Origin of the sequence: Streptomyces sp. NPDC006798, from assembly GCF_040635975.1 — a bacterium.
Taxonomy (GTDB): Bacteria; Actinomycetota; Actinomycetes; order Streptomycetales; family Streptomycetaceae; genus Streptomyces.
Window position 1 is genome coordinate 1 of sequence record NZ_JBEYIS010000046.1, and the last position, 19,587, is coordinate 19,587.

At 69.6% G+C, this 19,587-nt stretch carries 20 protein-coding genes and 1 pseudogene; 7 read left to right on the forward strand and 14 right to left on the reverse strand.

The genetic code is table 11. The features are described 5' to 3' along the window. Positions 1-213, forward strand: a pseudogene (locus ABZ714_RS26450) (HNH endonuclease); the annotation flags it as partial. Between the two features lie 99 nt (positions 214-312). Here the strand turns inward: ABZ714_RS26450 and ABZ714_RS26455 are convergent. The 6 genes from ABZ714_RS26455 to ABZ714_RS26480 form a co-directional block, all read right to left on the reverse strand. Next, positions 313-558, reverse strand: a complete 246-nt coding sequence (locus tag ABZ714_RS26455; protein ID WP_358827835.1) for a hypothetical protein — start codon at positions 556-558, stop codon at positions 313-315. After that, positions 555-1,913 (reverse strand): replication-relaxation family protein, encoded by a 1,359-nt coding sequence (locus tag ABZ714_RS26460; protein ID WP_358827836.1) that lies wholly within the window; start codon positions 1,911-1,913, stop codon positions 555-557. The genes ABZ714_RS26455 and ABZ714_RS26460 overlap by 4 nt, the downstream gene beginning before the upstream one ends. 892 nt (positions 1,914-2,805) lie before the next feature. Beyond that, positions 2,806-3,711 carry a ParA family protein gene (locus ABZ714_RS26465; protein WP_358827837.1) on the reverse strand — a complete coding sequence of 302 codons (906 nt, stop codon included), beginning with the start codon at positions 3,709-3,711 and terminating at the stop codon, positions 2,806-2,808. Beyond that, positions 3,708-5,048, reverse strand: coding sequence for a ParB/RepB/Spo0J family partition protein (locus ABZ714_RS26470; RefSeq protein ID WP_358827838.1), 1,341 nt, complete (start codon positions 5,046-5,048; stop codon positions 3,708-3,710). The genes ABZ714_RS26465 and ABZ714_RS26470 overlap by 4 nt, the downstream gene beginning before the upstream one ends. A 241-nt stretch (positions 5,049-5,289) precedes the next feature. After that, positions 5,290-6,039, reverse strand: a complete 750-nt coding sequence (locus tag ABZ714_RS26475) for a hypothetical protein (protein WP_358827839.1) — start codon at positions 6,037-6,039, stop codon at positions 5,290-5,292. A 47-nt stretch (positions 6,040-6,086) separates the two neighbouring features. Then, positions 6,087-6,299, reverse strand: coding sequence for a hypothetical protein (locus tag ABZ714_RS26480; protein WP_358827840.1), 213 nt, complete (start codon positions 6,297-6,299; stop codon positions 6,087-6,089). Between the two features lie 56 nt (positions 6,300-6,355). On the opposite strand from ABZ714_RS26480, the gene ABZ714_RS26485 reads away from it, so the two are divergent. After that, positions 6,356-7,054, forward strand: coding sequence for a hypothetical protein (locus ABZ714_RS26485; RefSeq protein ID WP_358827841.1), 699 nt, complete (start codon positions 6,356-6,358; stop codon positions 7,052-7,054). A 60-nt stretch (positions 7,055-7,114) separates the two neighbouring features. Continuing rightward, positions 7,115-7,339: a hypothetical protein gene (locus ABZ714_RS26490; protein ID WP_358827842.1), complete on the forward strand. Its 225-nt coding sequence runs from the start codon at positions 7,115-7,117 to the stop codon at positions 7,337-7,339. A 165-nt stretch (positions 7,340-7,504) separates the two neighbouring features. Here ABZ714_RS26490 and ABZ714_RS26495 read toward each other — a convergent pair whose 3' ends face one another. From ABZ714_RS26495 to ABZ714_RS26505, 3 genes are read right to left on the reverse strand one after another with little or no spacing between them, the layout of a single operon-like run. After that, positions 7,505-7,945: a hypothetical protein gene (locus ABZ714_RS26495; protein ID WP_358827843.1), complete on the reverse strand. Its 441-nt coding sequence runs from the start codon at positions 7,943-7,945 to the stop codon at positions 7,505-7,507. Then, a complete protein-coding gene (locus tag ABZ714_RS26500; protein ID WP_358827844.1) occupies positions 7,942-8,130 on the reverse strand; it encodes a hypothetical protein in 189 nt (62 codons plus the stop codon). The genes ABZ714_RS26495 and ABZ714_RS26500 overlap by 4 nt, the downstream gene beginning before the upstream one ends. Further along, positions 8,127-8,621, reverse strand: coding sequence for a hypothetical protein (locus ABZ714_RS26505; protein ID WP_358827845.1), 495 nt, complete (start codon positions 8,619-8,621; stop codon positions 8,127-8,129). Before ABZ714_RS26505 ends, ABZ714_RS26500 begins: the two co-directional genes overlap by 4 nt. A 371-nt stretch (positions 8,622-8,992) precedes the next feature. Here ABZ714_RS26505 and ABZ714_RS26510 point away from each other — a divergent pair, with 371 nt between their 5' ends. From ABZ714_RS26510 to ABZ714_RS26525, 4 genes are all read left to right on the forward strand, one after another. Next, positions 8,993-9,523: a hypothetical protein gene (locus ABZ714_RS26510; RefSeq protein WP_358827846.1), complete on the forward strand. Its 531-nt coding sequence runs from the start codon at positions 8,993-8,995 to the stop codon at positions 9,521-9,523. Between the two features lie 125 nt (positions 9,524-9,648). Further along, positions 9,649-10,395, forward strand: a complete 747-nt coding sequence (locus tag ABZ714_RS26515) for a hypothetical protein (RefSeq protein ID WP_358827847.1) — start codon at positions 9,649-9,651, stop codon at positions 10,393-10,395. 7 nt (positions 10,396-10,402) lie between these two features. Continuing rightward, entirely contained in the window at positions 10,403-12,631 is a 2,229-nt protein-coding gene (locus ABZ714_RS26520; RefSeq protein ID WP_358827848.1) for a PQQ-binding-like beta-propeller repeat protein, read from the forward strand. Beyond that, on the forward strand, positions 12,618-14,762 hold the full coding sequence (locus ABZ714_RS26525) for a PQQ-binding-like beta-propeller repeat protein (protein ID WP_358827849.1): 2,145 nt from the start codon (positions 12,618-12,620) through the stop codon (positions 14,760-14,762). The genes ABZ714_RS26520 and ABZ714_RS26525 overlap by 14 nt, the downstream gene beginning before the upstream one ends. Positions 14,763-14,952: 190 nt before the next feature. Here ABZ714_RS26525 and ABZ714_RS26530 read toward each other — a convergent pair whose 3' ends face one another. From ABZ714_RS26530 to ABZ714_RS26550, 5 genes are all read right to left on the reverse strand, one after another. Then, on the reverse strand, positions 14,953-15,294 hold the full coding sequence (locus tag ABZ714_RS26530) for a hypothetical protein (protein ID WP_358827850.1): 342 nt from the start codon (positions 15,292-15,294) through the stop codon (positions 14,953-14,955). A gap of 237 nt (positions 15,295-15,531) precedes the next feature. Beyond that, the gene (locus ABZ714_RS26535; protein WP_358827851.1) at positions 15,532-17,859 is read right to left on the reverse strand and encodes a hypothetical protein; all 2,328 of its coding nucleotides are present in this window, start codon (positions 17,857-17,859) and stop codon (positions 15,532-15,534) included. A gap of 172 nt (positions 17,860-18,031) precedes the next feature. Beyond that, the gene (locus ABZ714_RS26540; protein WP_358827852.1) at positions 18,032-18,538 is read right to left on the reverse strand and encodes a hypothetical protein; all 507 of its coding nucleotides are present in this window, start codon (positions 18,536-18,538) and stop codon (positions 18,032-18,034) included. 2 nt (positions 18,539-18,540) lie between these two features. Beyond that, positions 18,541-19,299 carry a hypothetical protein gene (locus ABZ714_RS26545; protein WP_358827853.1) on the reverse strand — a complete coding sequence of 253 codons (759 nt, stop codon included), beginning with the start codon at positions 19,297-19,299 and terminating at the stop codon, positions 18,541-18,543. Further along, positions 19,296-19,556 (reverse strand): hypothetical protein, encoded by a 261-nt coding sequence (locus ABZ714_RS26550; protein WP_358827854.1) that lies wholly within the window; start codon positions 19,554-19,556, stop codon positions 19,296-19,298. The genes ABZ714_RS26545 and ABZ714_RS26550 overlap by 4 nt, the downstream gene beginning before the upstream one ends. Positions 19,557-19,587: the final 31 nt, after the last annotated feature.

Genomic DNA, 19,587 nt, shown 5'->3' on the forward strand with positions numbered 1-19,587 from the left:
GCCGTCACCGCCGCGTCCAACCGCTCCAAGTCCGACCAGGACCCGGCCGAATGGCTCCCGCCGTCCTCCGGCGCGATCTGCCGCTACACCTCGGAGTGGCTGGCCACCAAACTCCGCTGGGGACTGTCGATCGACACCGATGAACAGCGGCGGCTGCGGCAGATCGCGGCCGGGTGCACGACGACGAACGTCACCTGGACGACGGCGCCGTAGGCCTCTGCGCATCAGTGGCCCCGCCCGCCCTCACCACGCGGACGGGGCCTCTCGCATCACGGGCAGCAACGCCACGATGGCCGTCCAGGCCGACTGGTTTCAGTCGTCGGCGCGGAGTCTGCGGTGGGTTCTGCTCGGTGCCGCCGAGGGCTGGTGCGGGCCGAGGACGCCCCGGGCCCGGAGGTCGGCGATCTCGATGACGGGCCGGTACAGCGGCCCGACATCAAGGTCGGCTTCAGCAGCCTGGATGCGGGGTACCGTACGGGCGTCGTCTTCGTGCTCCTGGCGGTCCGCGGCGGACTGGGAGATGGGGCCGGGCCCCAGGGGGCGGCGACGGGGTCTCATGCCGGGGATCGTACGCGGAGGCGAGCGAGTATCCCGGTCTGTTCGCGTTGCTGGACAAGTTCACGGTGAATCGTCTCGCAGCGCGGGCACCGTTCGCCGGGCGCAGGCGTGTATCCGTCCAAGCCTGGCGCTGCAGGATTAGTGGTCGCGCTGCATGACGGGCAAGCCCAGTCCGGCGTACGGTCCGTCGATCTGCCTCCTGCGCCGTGGTCCCGTGCGCCGGTCGGCGACTCTCCGGTGCTGCCCTCTGTTTCAGCCCTCGGTCCGGTGTGCCTGCGGTCAGTGCGGGCGAGGTCGTCATTCATGGTGTTGCGGTGGGCCAGCGCGCTGGTGAGGGACTCGGGGTGGGTACGGCCGAAGCGTGTCCACACCGGGCCGTGGGGGCCGTATTTGGTCAGGAGGGCGAGGGTCGTGGTCACAACCGGGACGACGTCCGTGTAGTCGCGCGGGCCTTCTTCCTCTCGCGCCTCTACGGCTCTTGCCTTGGACCTGGTCTGCGGTGCGGCCCAGTGTTCGCGTGCCGCGTCTCGGACCGCGTCGATACGGCGCTGCAGCACTGCCTCCGGTATGTCCTTGGCGAACACGAGGGCTAGAGGTGGGTGGCTGATGAGATCGGGTGCGGGCCATAGGGTCGACCACATGGGGATGTTCCGGCCGCCGGGGTCGGCGACTCGGCGGCGGAAGAACTGGCGATAGTCCGCGATCTTTCTGGCTACGGCGGCTGCAGGCTCGCTGTAGTTGTCGACCTCGACGAAGAGGAGCGGCACGCCGCCCTCGGGCGCGGTCAGGACCGCGTCTGTGTGGAGCGAGCCCTTCGCGGGTGTGGTGAAGGTTCCGTGGGTGGGGAGAGCAACCTCTATCGACCAGCCTCTGAGGTGGCCCAGTCCCTGGGGACGGACGGGCAGTTCCCGCCGGGGTGCAGGTGCAGTGTGGCGGGCGACCGGTTTCGTCGGCCGGGGCGGCGCCTGCCGTACGGCGTCGATTGTGTCCGTGACGGCGAGAGCGTGCGGAGCGCCGGCCTTCGCCGCGTCCCGTGCGGTGCTGCCCATTTCCGTCAGGGGCCGCCCGAGTTCCGATGCGGCGGCAGCGAGCCCTGCCGGGGTCAGATTCCACAGGTCCTGCGCCACCGGCTTTCCGGTGCGGCCGGGTCGGAAGGTCCGGCCGACGGACTCCGTGAGCCCGGCGTCTCTCAGGTCCTTGCAGGCGTTGCGGACCGTCTGCTCATCCGCGGTCCCTGGCAGGACGAGCTGGCGCAGCTGCCCAGCAGTCGCGACCTTCACGACGCCGAGCGCGAGCAGAACCAGCCCTCGCGCCCGCTGCGTCGACTTATAGCGCCAGACCTGCTGGTTCGCCATCAGGTTCCGTCCCCTTTCAGAGTTCTCCTCGACCCGGCCATCACGGGAATGCGGGTCGGCCGGTACGGAGGTTCGGGCAGAAATGGGCCTCTGACCTGCGCGGACTTCCGACCAGCAACAAGGGTCACTGTAGGGGGGACTGTAGGGGAAAGTGTAGGTGGGATTGTAGGGACGGTTCCATGGCGGATTCCGGGTGCTTCTCCCCCGCCGCTCAGGTGGCGGCCAGCATTTCCCCGGATTGCGGCCCGGGCCCGTGCGCACGGGCCCTGTTCCGGGAATGCGGCAGGGTGGCGGAAGAAGAACCAGCCCTCCGCCATCGGACAACCCGGGGAACAAAATCGCCGTTCACGGCTACGCTGGAACGGCCACCCTGGGCAAGGGCCGTACCTACCCGTGCAGGGACGCTCCCCAGATGGGGAGCGAGCAGGACCCGTCGACCGCGCGGCGAACCTACGCGGACGCTCTCAGCAGAGAGTCGAGCAGCACCGCCGACCGCGCGGCGTACCTACGCGGACGACACCGTTGCCGGTGTTCGCTGTCCTCGTTTCTCTCTGCTCACAAGGGAGCAGCATCATGTCCCGGGACAACGCGCCCGATCCTGTCCAGCCGCCTGCCTCCGCGCCCGCTCCGCCTCGCTCCGCCATCAGGGCCGGGCTCCCTGCCGCCGTGGCGCAGGGCGCTGCCGAGGGCGCCGCTCGATCGATCACCGCCCGTCTGGTCGACAGGTTCCTCTCGAACCCTCCGGACTGGCTCAAGGCCCTGTGGCCGTGATATCTGGACGCGGGGCGCACTAAGCGGTGCCTCGCTGCCCCAGCAACTGGGGAACTGCATACATACGCAGCGGCGGCCCTCACCGAGAGGTGAGGGCCGCCGCCGTTTCCAGTGGAAACGCTCAGGTTGCCTGATCGGTGAAGCCGAGGTGCGTCATGACCTTTCGGTAGTCGACGGAGGGTACGGAGTTGGGCAGGAGGATCGGAAGGGGGACCTCGTCCTCGTAGAGCTTCTTGGCATCGGCCGAGTACCGGACGTAGGGCAGGAGGACGGAGCCGTACATCGCCTCGGCTGCGGCCGTGGCTCGCCGGGCTGCTGCTTCGTTGTAGGTCGGTGTGGGCGTGCCGGTGAGGAGTAGATGGTTGAGGGTGGGCCTGCCGGGGACGGACCGGCGGCCGCGGTTTTTGTCCCGGACGCGTTCCAGCTCTTCGGTGAGTCGCTTGACGAGCTTGACGTCTTTGGGGTCGGCCTTGATCGACGGGATGACGGAGTCTTCTTCGTCGAGCATGCGAAGTACTGAGTAGGGCATCTTGCCGTAGCTCGCAGGGAAGTCCAGGTAGAAGACCGTGTCGTCGCCCTCGTAGGAGCGCAGGATCTCGGCGAACCAGTCGTTGCGGTCTGCGTCCTCCGCGATGGCGAGGTCTGCACCGGCCATGGTGGGGCTGCTGGGTACGACGCGCAGGTTCGGGATGGGGGCGAAGTCCTCTTCGGGGTCATCGCCGTCGCCGATGCGGTAGCGCGCGGGTACTGCGACTTCGTCCAGGGTGGCCCTGCCGTAGAGCAGGTCGATCGCGGTCTTCATGCCCTTGAGGGCGGTCTCGTCGTAGCCGAGGACAGTCGTCGACGACATGTTGCTGTCCAGGTCGAAGAAGACGCCGGGGTATCCGCGCAGGGCTGCGGTGACCGCCATGGAGGTGGCGCTGGTGGACTTGGTCGACCCGCCGCACTCGATGATGTATGCCCAGATAAGGGGCCAGTTCCGGCGATTGGGGCGGAAGCGGGGGTCGACGGTGCCAGTGGTGGTCATTGGGAGTCTCCTGCGGCGACGAGCCCGAGTTCTGCCTTCTCCCAGTCGGTCTGCGGCTGGTAGTCCGCGTGCTCCTGGAGGAGGCGGACGTGGTTGCACTCACGGCTGCCCCAGGATTGCCGACGGGCGGCCGTCCGGATTTCGGCGGAGGCCAGAGCGGCGGCGAATGCGGCGAGGCGCTGCGCGGTCGGGTCGTCCGAATCCTGTATGGCGGCGAAGTAGGTGGCGGCGTCGGTGGCGTCCAGGCCGTGTTGGCCGGTCTCCTTGAGCCAGGTGTAGGCCCTTTGCTGGGCGGCGGACTGCTGCGGGGGCGCGAGCATCGCGGCCGTCAGGACGGAGAGCACGAGATCGCTGTTCGCCGAGTCGGTCACATCGGTGGACTTGAGCAGGGCCCGGCATGCCGCTTCACGGGCTGCTGCTGCCGTACGGCGGTCGGTATCGCCCTTGTCCTTTGCCGAGGGCTGCTTGGCTGCCTGCTTCGGCTTTCGCGGGGCGGGCGGGGCGGCCGATGTGTCGTTTCCAGTGGAAACGGTCGCGGGGCCTTCAGCCGTTGTGTTCGCGTCGCCGTTTCCAGTGGAAACGGCAGCTGGCTCCGGAGGCTCGTCCTGCCGCTGCCGGGCAAGGATCTGGGCCTGTGCCTCCGTCGGATGAGTGCCGCCGCGCACGAGACCGAGGTAGTCCTCTTGGTCCGTGTGGTCCAACTGCTGTGCCTTCTCGGCTGCGCTGACCTTGAGCGTGCCGTCCCTCAGCGCCTCCTGCACTGGGGGAGCGAGTTGGAGGAGCTTGATCCGCTTCCAGACCGTGCCCTTGGAGACGGCTCCGTTGGCCGTCTCGCCGACCTTCTCCGCGATGTCCTCGTAGGAGAGGCCGGTATCGCGCAGGGCCTGATAGTGCTCGGCTTCTTCCAGGGGGCTGAGCTGTGCGCGGCGCAGGTTCTCGATCAGGGTGATGAGGCGCGCGTCGTCGACCTTGTCGTCGCGCAGCACGCTCGGGATGGTCTCCCAGCCGAGTTCCCGGCAGGCGAGCCAGCGGTGTTCTCCGAAGAGAATCACGTTCGGGGCCGTGATCTGGTCCCTGGTCTCCGGGTAGGTCTCCAGCCAGACGTCGGCCCGGATGTGGGCGATGCTCTGCAGCAGGCCGACCTGGTTGATAGTGGCGGCGAGCTCCGGGACGCCCTGCTTTACCCGCCTGTTGAAGGGGTTGGGGCACAGGGACGACAGCTCCAGGTCCAGGGTGTCCCCGCTGCGGTCCGTGTCGGTGTACAGGACTTCTTCGGGAGCCACTTCGGGCTTGGACTTGGTGCTTTTACGCTTGGGCCGCGGAAGTGCGCCTGCCATCAGGTCTCCAGGACTACGGTTGGAAGTACGGGCCGAGACTAGCGTTTCCATTGGAAACGCCAACCCTTCAGGGTCGGTCTTCGGCCTTCGTTTCCATTGGAAACGAGGCTGCGCGGTGTGCGGTAACCCCTGGAAACGCAGAAAGGCCCGGCTCCCCTCCGATCAGGGGAGCCGGGCCTTCAGCGTTCGGATGGGCGTCAACCACCAGGCTCCGGCCTCCGAGATGGGGTCGGGCGTGCAGCTACGTCCTGGTCTTCATCACGATGGCGGTGGCGTCGTCCCGGTAGCCGGTCTTGTCCGGTTCGGCGGCGGCGACGATCGCGTCCGCCAGGGCGCGGGGCGTGTCGGCGTGCTCGCGGGCCAGGTCTTCCATGAGCTGGTGGGGGATCTGGCCGTGGGCGCCGTCGCTCGTGAGGATCAGGACCGGGTCTTCTACGAAGCAGAGGGGGACGGTGTCGATGCTGCACCTTCCCAGCGTTGAGCGTGCGAGGTCGTCCAGTACCAGGGCGCCCCGGTCCACTGAGACCGTCTCGTCGGGGCCCTCCGAGGGGTGGAGTGTGACAGCGGTCCCGCCCCAGGCGCGCAGCCAGGTGCCCATGGTCTGGAGGGTGGAGCGCCGTACGAGCTTCTCGCCGGTCCAGCCGGAGATGAGGGCGTCTCCGGTCCAGGCGATGGCGGTGCGCCTGTTCGGGGCGGCGACGGCGACGGCGGCGACCCCGTCGTCCGGGATCAGGGTTCCGGGGGGCGCTGTGTTGAGGGCGGCGCCGTGAAGGATGCCGAGCAGGGGGTCGCGGCGGGCGGACACGCGGGCGATGCATTCGGCGGCGAGGCGGGAGAACGCGGCCTTCTTCGGGGTGTTGCCGATGCCGTCCACGATGACGGCGGCGACCGTGCCGGTGCCGGGAAGTTGGTGGATGCGGGCGGCGTCGCAGTTGTATTTGCGGGTGCCCTTGCGGGTGGCGATAGCGGCGATGATCCGGGCCTGAGCCATGAACTCTCCTGAGGGGGGAGCGGGATGGGTCTCCGGTCGTCCGTCTCTCAACGGACCGCGAGAGCGTCGGCCAGAAGCGCGGTGATGTCGGTGTCGTACGGGTCGGCGAACAGCTGGTGGTCTCTGACGTCGAACGGCCCGACCCGCGCGGAGACGCGGTGGCCGGGCACGAGGGTGGTCTCCCTGCCGGCCAGTTCGGCGGTGAGCCGGTCGTGGTCCTGCTGGGCGTGGCGGGTCTGGGTGTAGGGTTGTCGGCTCACTGCGCAGTGCCGACGTGGATCCTGTCTTGCGCTTCCGATCAGGGATTATGGTCGGCATGGAACACTTTGTGCCGGTGAGCGTCCTTGCTCTCCATCCTGTCCTTCCGCATCCGCAGGCGATCATGAAAGGGGCGGGAATACGTCCTTTGATCGACGGCAGGGACGTGCTGGAGGAGATACATCCGGACGGCGATTCAAGCTGCTACCAGCAGAAGTGGTTCGGTTCATCGGAGACGTGGCCGCTGTGGGCAGCCCGCGAACCCCGCCGTGTCGAGCTGTCGAACAACGACTGCGACACCGGTTGCTGTGGAGGAGTGTTCGTCACCATCCAGCGTCGTGGCGATCACGTCGAGTGGGTCAGCTGGAAGAACACCAACGACATCCGGGTCCCTCTCCCTCCCGAGGTCCACTTCGACGCTGCGCAGTACGACGCCGAACTGGCTCGGGTCGTAGCTGACCACAGCTGGGAGGAGCCCGTGGACGCGGCGGCCCGTCTACTGGCACACCGGATCGCCGTAACCGACTGGTACGGACGGTGGGACTGCCAGCCGTTCATGCACGGCATCAGTGTGCAAGAGCGGGGGGAGTCAGCTGAAGTCGTCATGCACTTCGTCACCGGCAAGTTCGACGAACGCGGTACGCACCGCTGGCACGCCATGTCCGTGTCTGCGCAGGAGCCCGTCGAGGAACAGGTACGGCGCTTCGTTGAGCAGATCACAACCATCGACCCCCGCGAGAGCGCAAAGGGGCCCTGACCGCGCCCCGGGAGCCTCGCGCATCAGTTGGTACTTGTGTCCCGCACAGCCGATGGCGATGTGGCTGGGGCCGGCGGGCAGGGCTGCGTAGGCCGCGAGGTTGGCGAGCAGCTCGCGGGCGCCGGGTGTGTTGAGGACGACGTCCTGGACGCGGGGGTTGAGGCCGTCGAGGTCGAGGATGTCGCGGGCGGCGGCCGGGTCGCGGAGCCGGTCGCGGGCGGCGGCCGGGTCGCGGAGCCGGTCGCGGACGTCTTCGATCCGGTCGGCGGCGGGCGGGACGGGTGAGCCGTCCGGGCCGGTGGGCAGGTGCAGGTAGCCGAACGACGTGAGACGGATCGGGCGCAAGGGTGAGCCTCCTGCTCGGTGGTGAGAGGCGTGCGGATCACGCGGAGCGCAGCGCCCGGCCGGGGGCGGGCGCTGCGCTCAGGTGGTGGAGTGCGCGGTGGTCGGCTATCGGCTGGTGTCGTTCTCGAAGGTGTCGATGAGGGTGCCGATCGCGTCGGGGTGCTCTGCCAGGCCGACCCACTGGCCGGAGATGGTGAACACCGGTACGGCGTCGCGGTCGGCGTCGAGGACGACGACGTAGGTGCCGTACCGCTCCAGGACGAGGTCGTGGAACTGGAGTACCGGGGCGGCTTCCAGGACTTCCAGGGCGTCGACGGTGAAGCGGGCCGGGGCACGTGGGTGGTCGGGGTGGACGACGGTGCCGGTGAAGCGGAGAAGGTCGCCGGTGGTGCAGGCGTAGACGGTGTCCGGGGCGTCGGGCGCGGCGGTGTCCGCGTCGGCGGGGGAGTGGATGAGGTCGAACACCGCGGTGCCCCAGCTGGTGCCGGCGGCCGGGATGGCGTCCACGTAGCCGTCGATGGCCAGGTGGTGGGTTCGGGGGTTCATCGGCTGTCCTCCGTGCAGGTGTTGGTGGTGCGCCGGGGTCGGGGTCGGGTGGTGTGCTGGGCGAGCACCAGGAGCTCGCGGTTGTGCCGCTGCTGTGCGGGGGTGAGCGGCCTGGGACGCGCGCCGTGGCGGTGCCAGAGAGGCGAGGCGGGCGGCTCGGGGTAGGCGAGGGCGTGGTCGGTCATGGCCGCAGGCCCGGGAGTTGCTGGAGGACCTGGGAGATCAGGTCGTCGGTGGGCTTCCAGGCGCCGAGCTGCCCGCGCGCGGGGATCGGCAGCGCGAGGGCCTGGACGTCGGTGAGCTCCAGGTGCCACTGGCCGGGCTCCGCGAACTCGGTGCAGGCAGGGGCGCCGGGCGGGTCGTGGTGGCAGCCGGTGAGGCGGGCGACGCCGATCACGGCGCCGGTCGGCAGCTCTCGGCCGCGGACCGTGCAGGCGACCAGCGGCCGGCGCAGGGCGGTCCGGTCGGTCTGCAGGCCCGCGTGCAGGAGGAGCCAGCCGCGCCAGGACTGGCTTATGGGCAGCTCAGCGGGTGATTGTGGTGCCTGAGCTGCCCGTTTGCGTGGTGTACATGTCTGCCACGGAGTGCTGGTTGAGTGGTCCGCCACGCCCTGCGCGGCTGTGTCGCGCTGGTCCACCGGGTCGGCGGGCCTGGCCGCCCGCACGTTCCTGATCACCTGCAGCGGCGCTGTCCGACGTTCAGTCCAGCGTCGGGTGGACACCGCCCGCTGCTACTCCGGAGGTTCACTCCTCACGGCGAGTACACCAACGTCGACCACCTGGCCGACGCAGCCTGGGCCGTCTCTTCCTTGATCGTCAGATCCGCCGTTACTTTTACACTCCCCTTCCCGCCGGCCCCACCACCCGTGGTACGGCAACTACTCGCCTTCCGCGTGTTCTTCCCCCTCGGCGCTCCGGGTGGCCGGTGACATACTGAGCCTTGACCGACTCACCGAAGGAGCACGGTCGCTGGGGGTGACGCACTTGTGCACGGCTCGCACTGTCGGCATGGAGCGCAGTCACAAGGACTCGACACAACGAGGTGCATATGGACACCGCACTCTTAGGCGTGCTCTGCGGCGCTGGTGGAACGGTGCTGGGCTCTGTCCTGACCTACCTCGGGCCGCTTCACCTGGAACGGCGGCAGGAGCGGCGGGAGAACACCGTACGCGGTGAGGACAGGGCCGCGTACGGTATCGCCTGCTACGTCAACGCGCGTGCGGCCGCCGACCGGTGGCTCGACCTGCTGCGCAGAGCACACCAAGCCGCAAGGGAAGCCACCCTGGACGTGCAGCAGTTCGACAAAGATGTCGCCGACTGCTCGGACGAGCTGCGCCTACGTACTGCGGAACTGACCAGCCTTGGCATGGGCGAGCCGCAGACCAACTCCGCGTTCGCCGCTTTTCGCCAGGCCACCGAGAGGATCAAAAGGCTGGCCGCGGACGACGGCGCGGACGCCGAAGCAGCCGGCAGCAGGGCACTTGAAGCGCTGGACTTCTGCGTGGCGGAGCGCACCCGGTGGGCCAGCCACATCCTGGTCAGACTCAGCGCGCGTACGGGTTTGGAGTTTTCGCCCTGACAGCGCTGGGGAAGTACCCGGCTTTGGACGAAGGACACCGGACCGTCGGTGCTCTCCCCCTCTCACCGCGATCGGAGCCCTCTCTGACGGGGCAATGGACCGCGCGGAGAACTTGGAGTTGACTGGTGAGTGACGACCGGACAGACAGTGGACAGGCCGGGCCGCCCGCGCCTGCCCGGCCGCTCCAGCCGCCCGCCTCGTCCTGGTCGGACCCCGCGCCCCCGGACGCCACCCCGCGCGGACCGGGCGGTTCGGCCCGGCCCTGGCTCGTCGGGGGCGGCGCACTGGTCGTCGCCGTGGCTGTCTGCGGTGTGCTGGTCGGGGTCCTGGGCGGCGATGACCACGGGACCCCAGAGTCGGTGGCCACCCAGAATCCGACGCAGGTGGCGAAGGAGAAGACGTTCAAGGCGGCGCCCGAGGAGTGCCAACTGGTCAAGCCGGACACCCTGGCGAAGATCCTGCCTGCGGCGAAGTGCACTCCGTCACAGTTTAGCGGGGAAGGGGCAGGGGGCTTCCTCAGGATGCCGAGATGGGAGTCGGATTCCGGTTCGACACTACGCATCAGCCTCAGAATCGGTTCGGGTGCGAAGTCGAACTACGACATGGATAAGGAGTCGGCCCTCACCAGTCTCAAGGACGTGCAGACCATTACCGGCTCCCGTGCGGTCGACGGCATCGGGGGTATGGCACATCTGATCCACGCAGCCGACAAGGAGCCGTTCTCCTTACGGAATTCCACACTCGTGGTGAACGAGAGCAATGCCACGTTCACCGTCGCGTACACCTATGGGGCGGACTCTGGCCTGTCCGAACAGCAGACCGAGCAGTATGTGAAGGACGCCGCACGCGACGTACTCGGCTCGCTCACCTGACGCCGCCATGGCCGAGACGCGGACACCTCCTCCCGGCGGGACACATCCGCCCGACGGGACGCCTCCCGAGGCGGACCCGCAGCCCTCGGGCGCCCGTTCATCCCCCGACGCCTGGAGGGCCCCCGCGCCCTCGCAGCGATCCCACGCCCCACCGCCCGGGCTGCTGCGTCTCCCGGGGCGCATCAGCGGACACGAGGTCTTCCAGCTGCTCGGCGAAGGCGGTATGGGGCAGGTCTTCCTGGCCCGCTCCACCAGATCTCATCTGGTCGCCCTCAAAGTCATCCGCCCCGAGTACGCAGACGACCCGGACTTCCGGGCGCGCTTCCACTTCGAGACCAGAGCCGCCAAGAGGGTGAGCGGGAACTTCACCTCACCGATCCTCGACGCGGACGCCGACGCGGAACGCCCCTGGCTGGCGGCCCGCTATGTGCCGGCGCCGTCCCTGGCTGAGGTCGTGAACCGCTTCGGGGTGCTGTCCGAACCGGCGGTGCGCGCCCTGGGCACCTGTCTTGCCCAGGCGCTCCAGGAGATCCACGAGGCCAGCATCGTCCACCGCGACATCAAACCGGACAACGTTCTGATGGCCTCGCCCCGGCCCCTCGTCATCGACTTCGGCATCAGCGCCCTGGAGGAACCGGCATATATCACCAGGGCGGGCCAGGCGCTAGGAACGAGCGGCTACATGGCACCCGAGCAGTTCGAGTCCGCCGGCAGACCGGGCCCACCGGCTGACGTCTTCTCCCTGGCTGCCGTCCTGGTCTATGCGCTGACCGGCCACGGTCCCTTCGGTTCACACACCGCGGCAGTGTTCTCCCGGACGGCGGAGACGGTGCCGGACCTCGACGGTGTGCCCGGGTCCCTGAGGCAGCTCGTCGAGAGATGCCTGGGCAGGGATCCTGCAGGGCGTCCCCAACCCGGGGAGGTCATCAGGGACCTGGCCTTCCACGACACCTCCGTCCTGTTCACACCAGAGCTGAGGCAGGACCTGGCGCGCCGGGAGCAGCACGCGACCGTGCTGAACGCCGCCCCTGCCCTGCCGTTGCCAGCCGCTGACGCCGCACGCCGGCTGCGTCGGCGGCACGTCCTGTGGGTGGCCGGAGGGGGCACTGTCGTGGCAGCCGGCGCGGCGGCACTGCTCGGGCTACGTGCCGCCCGGGGACCCGACGGAAAGAGCACGGTGCGGCCCGACGCGTCGGCCCCCAAGAGCCCGGCGCCGGTATGGGAGACGCCAGCCGTGGTGAGCGCCGGCTTCCGGCCGGGCCTTGGGCTTGCCGGGGACACCTTGGTGCTCTGGGACCAGAAGAATGCGAAGGGTTACGACCGGAGGACCGGGAAACCGCTCTGGACGGCCCGGCCTCAGCTGCCGTCCGACGCCTTGGACGACCGCCCCCGATGGCTTGGGGTGCACGGATCGACGTTGTTCGCCACCGTCAGTGGCGGCCGCCGCACCTACCTGATCGGCATGGACGTCTCGGGGCGAGCCAAGTTTGTCCACCCGGTCACCGACGACATGTACATCACCGACGTGCTCGCAGCCACCTCGTCGGTTGCCTTGATTACTTCCACCACCGACGGTGTGGCGGTACGCGCCGTTGACCTGGCATCGGGGCGAACGCTGTGGTCACGCAAGGGCAGCATGGCGAACGCCTGCATCGTCGGCGACCGGTGCCTCGTCTCCGAAGCCGGCGGCCACGACCTGCACTGCTTCGACCTGCGCTCGGGCAGGACCCAATGGTCGGTCGACCCAGGTCTCGACGAAGGTCCGAGTGTGGAAGTCGTCAGCGACGGCACAGTGGCGCTCCTGGCCGACACCAAACTGCAGGCATTCGCCGTGCCCGACGGCCGCCGACTGTGGACCAGGCTGAACCAGTCGACCACCCTTGATCCGGTCAGGACCTTCGGCGAGCGGGCTTATCTCAGCGACGGGGACTCAGTGTTCGCGCTCAACACGCGTACAGGGGACAGGATATGGCACGTCTCCAGCGGGATCGGGGACGTGTCGATCTACGACAGGTACGGCCCGGCGGTCACTTCGTCCCTCGTGGCCATGCCGCTGATCGAGGGCGGGTTCGCCGTTCTACGGGCGGCGGACGGCAAAGTGCTCTGGATCCGGAAGCCCACCAGCGAGCAGGAAAAGACAAACGACTGGTGGCTGCGGGCGTCCGGCACCACCGTCTATGCCGCATCCGGCACCTTCCTCTATGCCCTCGGGAGCAGACCTCGTGACGACACCTGATGCGACCCCGCCCCCATCCCCCTCGACGCCGTCGCGCATCGGTCCGTACCGGGTGATCCGGAAGCTGGGCAGTGGCGGTATGGGCCAGGTCTACCTGGCGGTCTCCCATCGGCTCCGCCCCGTGGCGGTCAAGGTGGCACGGCCCGAACTGGCTGCCGATCCCGGCTTCCGGACACGCTTCCGCACGGAGGTGGCAGCGGCACAGGCCGTCAACGCCACCTACACCGCACATGTCGTCGACGCCGACCCGGACGCACCGCAGCCCTGGCTCGCGACCGCCTACATCCCGGGCCCGTCACTCGACGCGGCCGTCAAAGACCCCGGGCCACTGCCAGAGGGAACCCTGAGGATGCTCGGCGGGGGCCTGGTCGAGGCACTGGCCGCCGTCCACCATGCCGGAGTAGTGCACGGCGACCTCAAGCCGTCGAACATCCTGCTCACGTCCGACCGGCCGAGAATTATCGACTTCGGCATCAGCCGGGCCATCGACGCCGACGAGTCGTCCGCCAGCCGACTCGACGGATCACCGGAGTTCATGTCACCGGAACAGGCCAACGGCGGTGACATCACCCCCGCGAGCGATGTGTTCGCCCTGGGCGCGGTGCTCGTCTACGCGGCCACCGGTGCGCCGCCGTTCGGCTCCGGCAGGGCTGGAGCAGTGCTCTCCCGTGTCGTCCACGCACCGCCGACCCTGGACGGTGTGCCGACCGGACTGCTCGACACCCTGACCGCCTGCCTCGACAAGGATCCAGCCCGGCGTCCGAGCATCGAGGAACTCCGGTCACAACTGCCCCCGCAGGCCCGAGAGGGCTGGCTCGGCGCCGTGGAGAGCCAGGTGATCGAAGCGCAGCGGGCGCTGCGCCACGACCTGCGCCCACCGCTGGTGCGTCGGCGTCTGCTGATCGCAGGTGCGGTGCTGGCGGCTGCCGCCAGCTCGGGCGCCGCCGTGCTGCTGCGCTCGTCCGGCGCTGACCGACCGTCGGCGCTGCCCGAACTGGCCTGGACCGCTCGCCTGCCGGACTCCGGCATGTTTCCGAGCGCGCTGGGGTCCACAGTGCTGTGCACGTCGAATACCACCTGCGCCTCCTTCGACCGGACCACGGGACGCCCGCTGTGGAAGGACCTCAGCGGCGAGGCGAAGGACTACGCGGCCGACGACCGGCATGTCTATGCCATCCGGCTCGACGGGAAACTGCACGCCTACGAGGCCCGCACCGGAAAAGCGCTGTGGACCGTGGCACCGAACGGGGCCCAAGCACCCGAACTGACCCAGTTAACCCGCGAACTCGTAATCACCCGCAGCGGCACGTCGAATCTGCAGGCAACAGACATTGAATCCGGCACAGTGCGCTGGAGAGCAGGAAATACGGACACCGCCGACGGCGCCATGCCCGGAGGCGACGTGATCACCTGGGGTAACGCGAAGAAAGGGCCCCCGGTCATGAATCTGTTCGGTTACTCGGTGCTGGACAAAGACACCGGGCGTGCCGTGTGGTCCAGGGACCTGACCTGCGTGTACGCCTCCACGACTCCAGAGGGCAGGACCGTTTGCTACGCCCTCGACGCCGACAGGAACCTGCTCGCCCTTGACCCGGCAGACGGCACCACCAGGTGGAACAAACCCACCCGGCTCCCGGCGGCGAACAACTCGACCCTGATGTTCGCGTCGTCCACCCTGAACCTCGCCGGTGACACGTTGTTCTGCTACCCCAACACCGGGACGAACGGCGCCACCAGCGGGCTGCTTGCCGCCTTTGATCCGGAGACGGGCGACTCCCGCTGGTCGGTGCGAACCGCCGCCAGGGGAAACCGGGGTTACGTCCGCTCGGGCTCCATCGTCGGCCTCCTCGACGACAAGGTGCTGCGCGGCCTCGACATCCGCACCGGCAGGGCACGCTGGGAAGCCGGCTCGATGCTCGCCGAGCTCCGGCTGTTGGGCACCGCAAGGGGCCTGATCCTGTGCGCGGCCCGGAAGGGCCTGTACGCCTTCGCCGCGAGCACCGGCGAACAAGTCTGGTTCCACGAGGTCAGCGGAGCCTCGGGCGACTGGGGCGGTACGGTCGTCGGCGACGATGTCTTCGTCACCGTGGCCACCACTCTCTTCTGCTTCACGCTGGCCAAGCGCGGCTGAGCAGCCCGTCGAAAGTGCACCAACCGCTCATCACCGCTCTGCTCGGGCCCTGATCGACTCGGCCGCCAGGTCCTCCACGGTGACCCCGATTGGTCGTGGACGGGTTGCGGGCGGCCACAGCTCGGGGTGTGGCCGCCCGGAGACGGTGGTGGGGCTACGGGGTGGGGGCGGTTGTTCCGGCGGGTGCCGGTCAGGGCTGGAGGGCGGCGCTGGCGGCCAGGAGGGCGGTGAGTCCGGAGGCGGCGAGGGTGGCCCAGGCGAGGGCCGCCGCCCAGAGCCGTCCGCCGGTTCCTTTCGGATCGCGAAGGTCTGCGTAGGCGTCGGCGAGGCGGGCGTGGAGAGCGGTGAGCGGGCCGAGGTCCGCGTACCAGCGCCCGCGCCGGTCGATCTCGCCGGTGTGTTCGCCGTCGGGGTGGTGGCCGGCGTGGAGCTGGCGGCGGTGGTGCTCGCCCTCGGCGGCGGCCTCGGCGGGGCTGAAGCGGACGCCGCTGGTGGTACGGCAGACGGGGCAGCGGTAGAGGTAACGGCGCAACGGGATTCCTTCCGGATGCCGGGCATGGCCGCACCCCCCTTCCTGACGCGGAAATGGGGGGTGCGGGCCCAGAAATGGGGGTGGTGCGGATTGACGTGCCGGACGCGCCGTTGCAGGTCAGAACGATTTCTGACGTGCCGGCGGACTGCCGGTGACGTGCCGCGTTCGGCAGGCCCCGGCAGGCCGTCGGCACGTTGCCGGCACGTCACCGGCAGGTCGGGGGCGCGGAAGAACGAGTCAGGAGAAGCTATCGAAAGCGTTGGTGACGTCTTCGATGCGATAGCCCGTCGGCTCCCCTGGGAGGCTTCGCATCCGGGTGGTTTCCAGGATGACTTCCGCGTCTTTGAGGGCCTTGCTCAAGGCCCTCCCGACCATCCGGAGCCTGTCTGGGCGGTCGTCCCATGCGCCCCAGCGTTCGGGGTCGTTCTTGCGGAGGTGGCCGTGGATCTGGTCGATGGCGAGGAACTCGGGTTCGCCTTCGTGAACGAATGCGTCATGGAGCTGGTGCAGGATCTGCGGGGCTGCGGGCCGGGCTTTGCCGGGTGTTTGGGGGGTGGTGTTGCAGAGTGTCTGGAGTTGGTTCCAGGTGTCGAGGAGTCCGGCTTCGGTGAGGGTGCGGGTGAGGTCGGGCAGTCCTGCGGCGGCGCGTTCGGTGGCGACGCGGTGGGCGTATTCGGGGTTGATTTCGCGGACTTGGTAGCGCATGGGTTTGTTGGGCATGCCGGGCAGTCCGTGGGCGTAGATCTGTCCGGCGTCGTTGACGGCGGTGTGGGTGGCGGCCTGGATGAGGTCGGCGCGGTAGCCCTCGGCGAGGGCTCCGGCGCCAAGGAGCTCGGTGACGTCGACCCTGCGGGAGGCGCCGATCATCTTGGCGGAGAGCTTGGGGCCGATGGCCTCACCGAGGTAGTCCTTGGTGCCGTACTGGCTGCCGCCGTAGCCCCACAGGGCTTCCTTGCGGCCCAGGAGCAGGAACCGGATCCAGAGCTTCTTGGCGGTATCGAAGAGCTGGGGCCATTCGTCGAGGAAGACGCAGACGGCGGGGTGCTCGGGGCTGACCCGCCATTTGTTGCCCCAGCCGTAGGCGGCGCGCTGGCGGGAGCGGGCGGAGCACCACTCGAGGAGGAACTCGAGGACGGCGCAGATCTGGTCGTCGTCCATGCAGGCGTTCAGCGCGATGGCGGGTCCGAGGTCGCCGATACCGGTCCCGGCGGGGTCGATGTTGATGACGACGGCGTCGCGGCAGGCGGTGGCCACTTCGCCCAGGGCGAGCATGACGCCGGACTTCCCGCCGCCGGAGTCGGCGACCATCAGCAGCATCAGCCCGGCCATCGAGAACGCCAGCGGGGTGGCGTCCATGGCCACGCCGTAGTCCGCGGTGTCGACGATCGACATCGACAGCGGGGCCCGGTAGGGGACGGGGCCGACGAGTTCCGGGCTGAACGGGTTGGTGAGGATCATCCGGACGGTGCAGGTGTCGCCGTGGTCCGGGTCGGCCTCGATCAGCAGCCCGTTGCGGCGCAGTTTGAGCAGGGTGATCAGGGCTTTGTAGGTGTTCGGCTCGTTGAGGTCGTCGGGACTCCCCGACGCGAAGCTGACCCGGGCCGACCAGCCCCACGGCTCGCGGCGGCCGCCGGTGACCGCTTCGATGTCGCCGCCCTCGCGGACGATCGCCCGCCGCAGCGCCTCTTCGGCTTCCTCGGCGGTGGAGGCGTCGCGGACGGGGAACGGCCGCAGCTCCTCCTCGGCAATGGTCTCGCCGACCGCCGGGCCCGGGTCGGACGCGGGGGCGTTCTCGGCGGGGAGGGGTTCGAGTTCCCGGGGGCCGACCAGGTCGGCGGGCAGCGCCCGGGGAGTGAGGGCGAGGGGGTGGCGGCCGAGCCACCAGGCGGCCCCGGCCAGGACGGGCAGAGCGACAAGACCCAGAGCCGGGGCGGCGAGGACCAGGCCGAGCGCGGTCGCGCCGGCGGGGACGACGATCCCGGCGAACCGGCCGAGCGAGCGGACGCTGCGGTAGCGGCTGATCTGCTCCGCGGTGGGCTGCACCAAGCGGGCGTCGAACGGGACCTGCGCGAGGACCTTGCCCGCGCGGGCCCGGCGCTTCAGCTCCGTGTTCGTACTCCGCAGCTGCGCGGATTCCTCGGGGGTGAGGCCGAAGTCGGCCGCGTCACGGGCGAGTTTCTGGGCCTTCTTGTTCAGCCGCTCGATGTCGTGGCGGGTGTCGTCGCGCTGCTCGATGTAGACGTCGAGGTGCTTCTTGACGAGGCGGCGCCGGATCTCCTCGTCGGTCATGTAGGCGAGCAAGGCCCAGTGCACGGTGGCGGCCCAGCCGTGGCGCGCCCCGGGCAGGATCTGCCCGCGGACGGCCCGGGCGGCGGTGGCCGCGTACCGGGCGGTGCTCCGGCCGGGGCGGCGTCCGCGGGAGGTCGGTCCGGGGCCGTCCTCCTGGTCCTGGCTGTCGTCGGTGCGGGGGCCGGGATGGTCGTCGTCGAGGAGTTCGGCCCAGACGAACTCGCCCTCGTACGGCTCCATCTCGCCCGGGGGGCGGGGGTGGTGGGTGGTGCTCACGGCGGGATTCCTCCAAAGGGCGCGGGCGGGAAGTGCGTAGGGGAACGCGGGCAGGCCGGGACCGGCCCTGCGCGGGCCGGTTGCGACGGTGAGACGCTGTGGCTGGGGCGGCCCGCCACACCCGGGGTACGAGGGTGTGGGGGACCGTCACGGCCCAGGCCCGGGTGAGGGGTCAGCCGCCGACGAGCCAGAAGCCGACGTTGTTGGAGACGATGACGGCGGCACCGACGGCGAGACCGAGGAAGCCGACTCCCGTACCGGCGCAGACGCCGACCAGGGCGCCACCGGCCATCTCTTTCCAGTCCTTGGGCTTGCCCTTGGCGGCGTAGATCTTGACGCCGTACCAAACCAGGATCGCGAGGCCGAACAGGGCACCGCCCGCAGTGATGGGGGTGACCTGGGTGGTCGGGGGATTGGCGGCGACCTGGGCACCGGCCAGGTCGGCGGCCGCCTTCTCGCCCGCGGTGTTCATCCCGCCGCGCAACGCTCCGGCGATCTCGCCGAGCAGGCCGGCGGAGTTGACGGTGACCGCGAGAATGCCGATGGCGACCAGGGCGACGGTCTTCTTCTTCCTGAGGACCTTGTACTTGAACCCGGCCACGATCAGCACGATCGTGAGGACGCCGAAGGCCAGGGTCCCGAAGGTGCCGTTCGCGGCGTCGTTGTCGAAAAGGTCCATGGTCAGGCTCCTGTGAGGATGTGGACGAGGAAGCGCCAGGTGACGATGAGCAGCCCGCAGACGGCAGCCCAGATCAGGGGGCGGGTGAGGATCCAGCCGAGGCGGGAGGCGGCGAACCGGCCCAGCGCGCGGGCGGTGAACGCGGCGGCCCTCACCGTGCCGGAGCACACGGTGCCGGTGAGGCCCGGCACGTACTGGCCCAGGACGACCGGCAGGCCGAAACCGAGAGCCGTGCCCAGGGGGTAGAACACCGCGCCGAAGTGGTACTCGTTCAACGCCTGGGCGACCCATCGTGCGGCAGTGTGGTCGCCGAGGGGAACGAGCGTGACGACCAGGACCGCGAGACCGTTGCGCTTGAGCTGGAGGCGGCCCCAGTCGACCGGATTGCCGTCCGCGTCGGAGGCGTTGCCGCGCTGAACGGCGCCGATGACGAGGTCGAGCCAGCCGAAGCCGAACGCGGCGCTGGCGGCGGCCTCCACGCTGCGGCTGACGACCTCCGTCATGTCGGTGCCCCGCCGGTCCTCCCGGGCTTCCGTGAGCGGGTCGCCGTCGGCCGGGGCCGCGGGGGTGGTGTCCGTGGCGGCGCAGGTGGGGTGCGTACCGCCGTCGTCGGCGGTACGGGGACAGCTGGTGGCGATGGGGCAGGCGGCGCGGCACCCGGCCGGGCCGACAGGGTCTTTGGGCGGTTCGTTCCACCAGTCGTCGTCTGGATTGTGGTCGGCATCGGCCGCGGGTGCGGTGTGTTCGGGGGTGGTGGTCACCGCCGTTCACCCCCGGGCCGGTACACACTGCGGCGGGTGTGGGCGGTGTCGGTACGGCCGTGCTGGTCACGGTGGAGCCAGACCCTCACCCGCAACTCGTCCGCGCCCACACCCGCCAGGAGCACCCGCGGGGTGTCGTGCCGGGTGAGGTACGGGGGGAGCCGGGTGAGGGTGCGGGGGGCGGTCGGGGCGGTGGCGGCGAGGCGGCGCAGGTGCCGCAGGCGCCGGGACCTGCGGATGAACAAGCGGGTGAACACGAAGAGCTCCCGGAGAAAAGGAAGGGCCACG

Bases quoted from the DNA above. Each gene is read 5' to 3' on its own strand.
- ABZ714_RS26520 (WP_358827848.1), top strand. From the start codon at position 10,403: ATGGCCGAGACGCGGACACCTCCTCCCGGCGGGACACATCCGCCCGAC.
- ABZ714_RS26465 (WP_358827837.1), bottom strand. From the start codon at position 3,711: ATGACCACCACTGGCACCGTCGACCCCCGCTTCCGCCCCAATCGCCGG.
- ABZ714_RS26500 (WP_358827844.1), bottom strand. From the start codon at position 8,130: ATGACCGACCACGCCCTCGCCTACCCCGAGCCGCCCGCCTCGCCTCTC.
- ABZ714_RS26460 (WP_358827836.1), bottom strand. From the start codon at position 1,913: ATGGCGAACCAGCAGGTCTGGCGCTATAAGTCGACGCAGCGGGCGCGA.
- ABZ714_RS26510 (WP_358827846.1), top strand. From the start codon at position 8,993: ATGGACACCGCACTCTTAGGCGTGCTCTGCGGCGCTGGTGGAACGGTG.
- ABZ714_RS26470 (WP_358827838.1), bottom strand. From the start codon at position 5,048: ATGGCAGGCGCACTTCCGCGGCCCAAGCGTAAAAGCACCAAGTCCAAG.
- ABZ714_RS26485 (WP_358827841.1), top strand. From the start codon at position 6,356: ATGGAACACTTTGTGCCGGTGAGCGTCCTTGCTCTCCATCCTGTCCTT.
- ABZ714_RS26475 (WP_358827839.1), bottom strand. From the start codon at position 6,039: ATGGCTCAGGCCCGGATCATCGCCGCTATCGCCACCCGCAAGGGCACC.
- ABZ714_RS26495 (WP_358827843.1), bottom strand. From the start codon at position 7,945: ATGAACCCCCGAACCCACCACCTGGCCATCGACGGCTACGTGGACGCC.
- ABZ714_RS26455 (WP_358827835.1), bottom strand. From the start codon at position 558: ATGAGACCCCGTCGCCGCCCCCTGGGGCCCGGCCCCATCTCCCAGTCC.
- ABZ714_RS26540 (WP_358827852.1), bottom strand. From the start codon at position 18,538: ATGGACCTTTTCGACAACGACGCCGCGAACGGCACCTTCGGGACCCTG.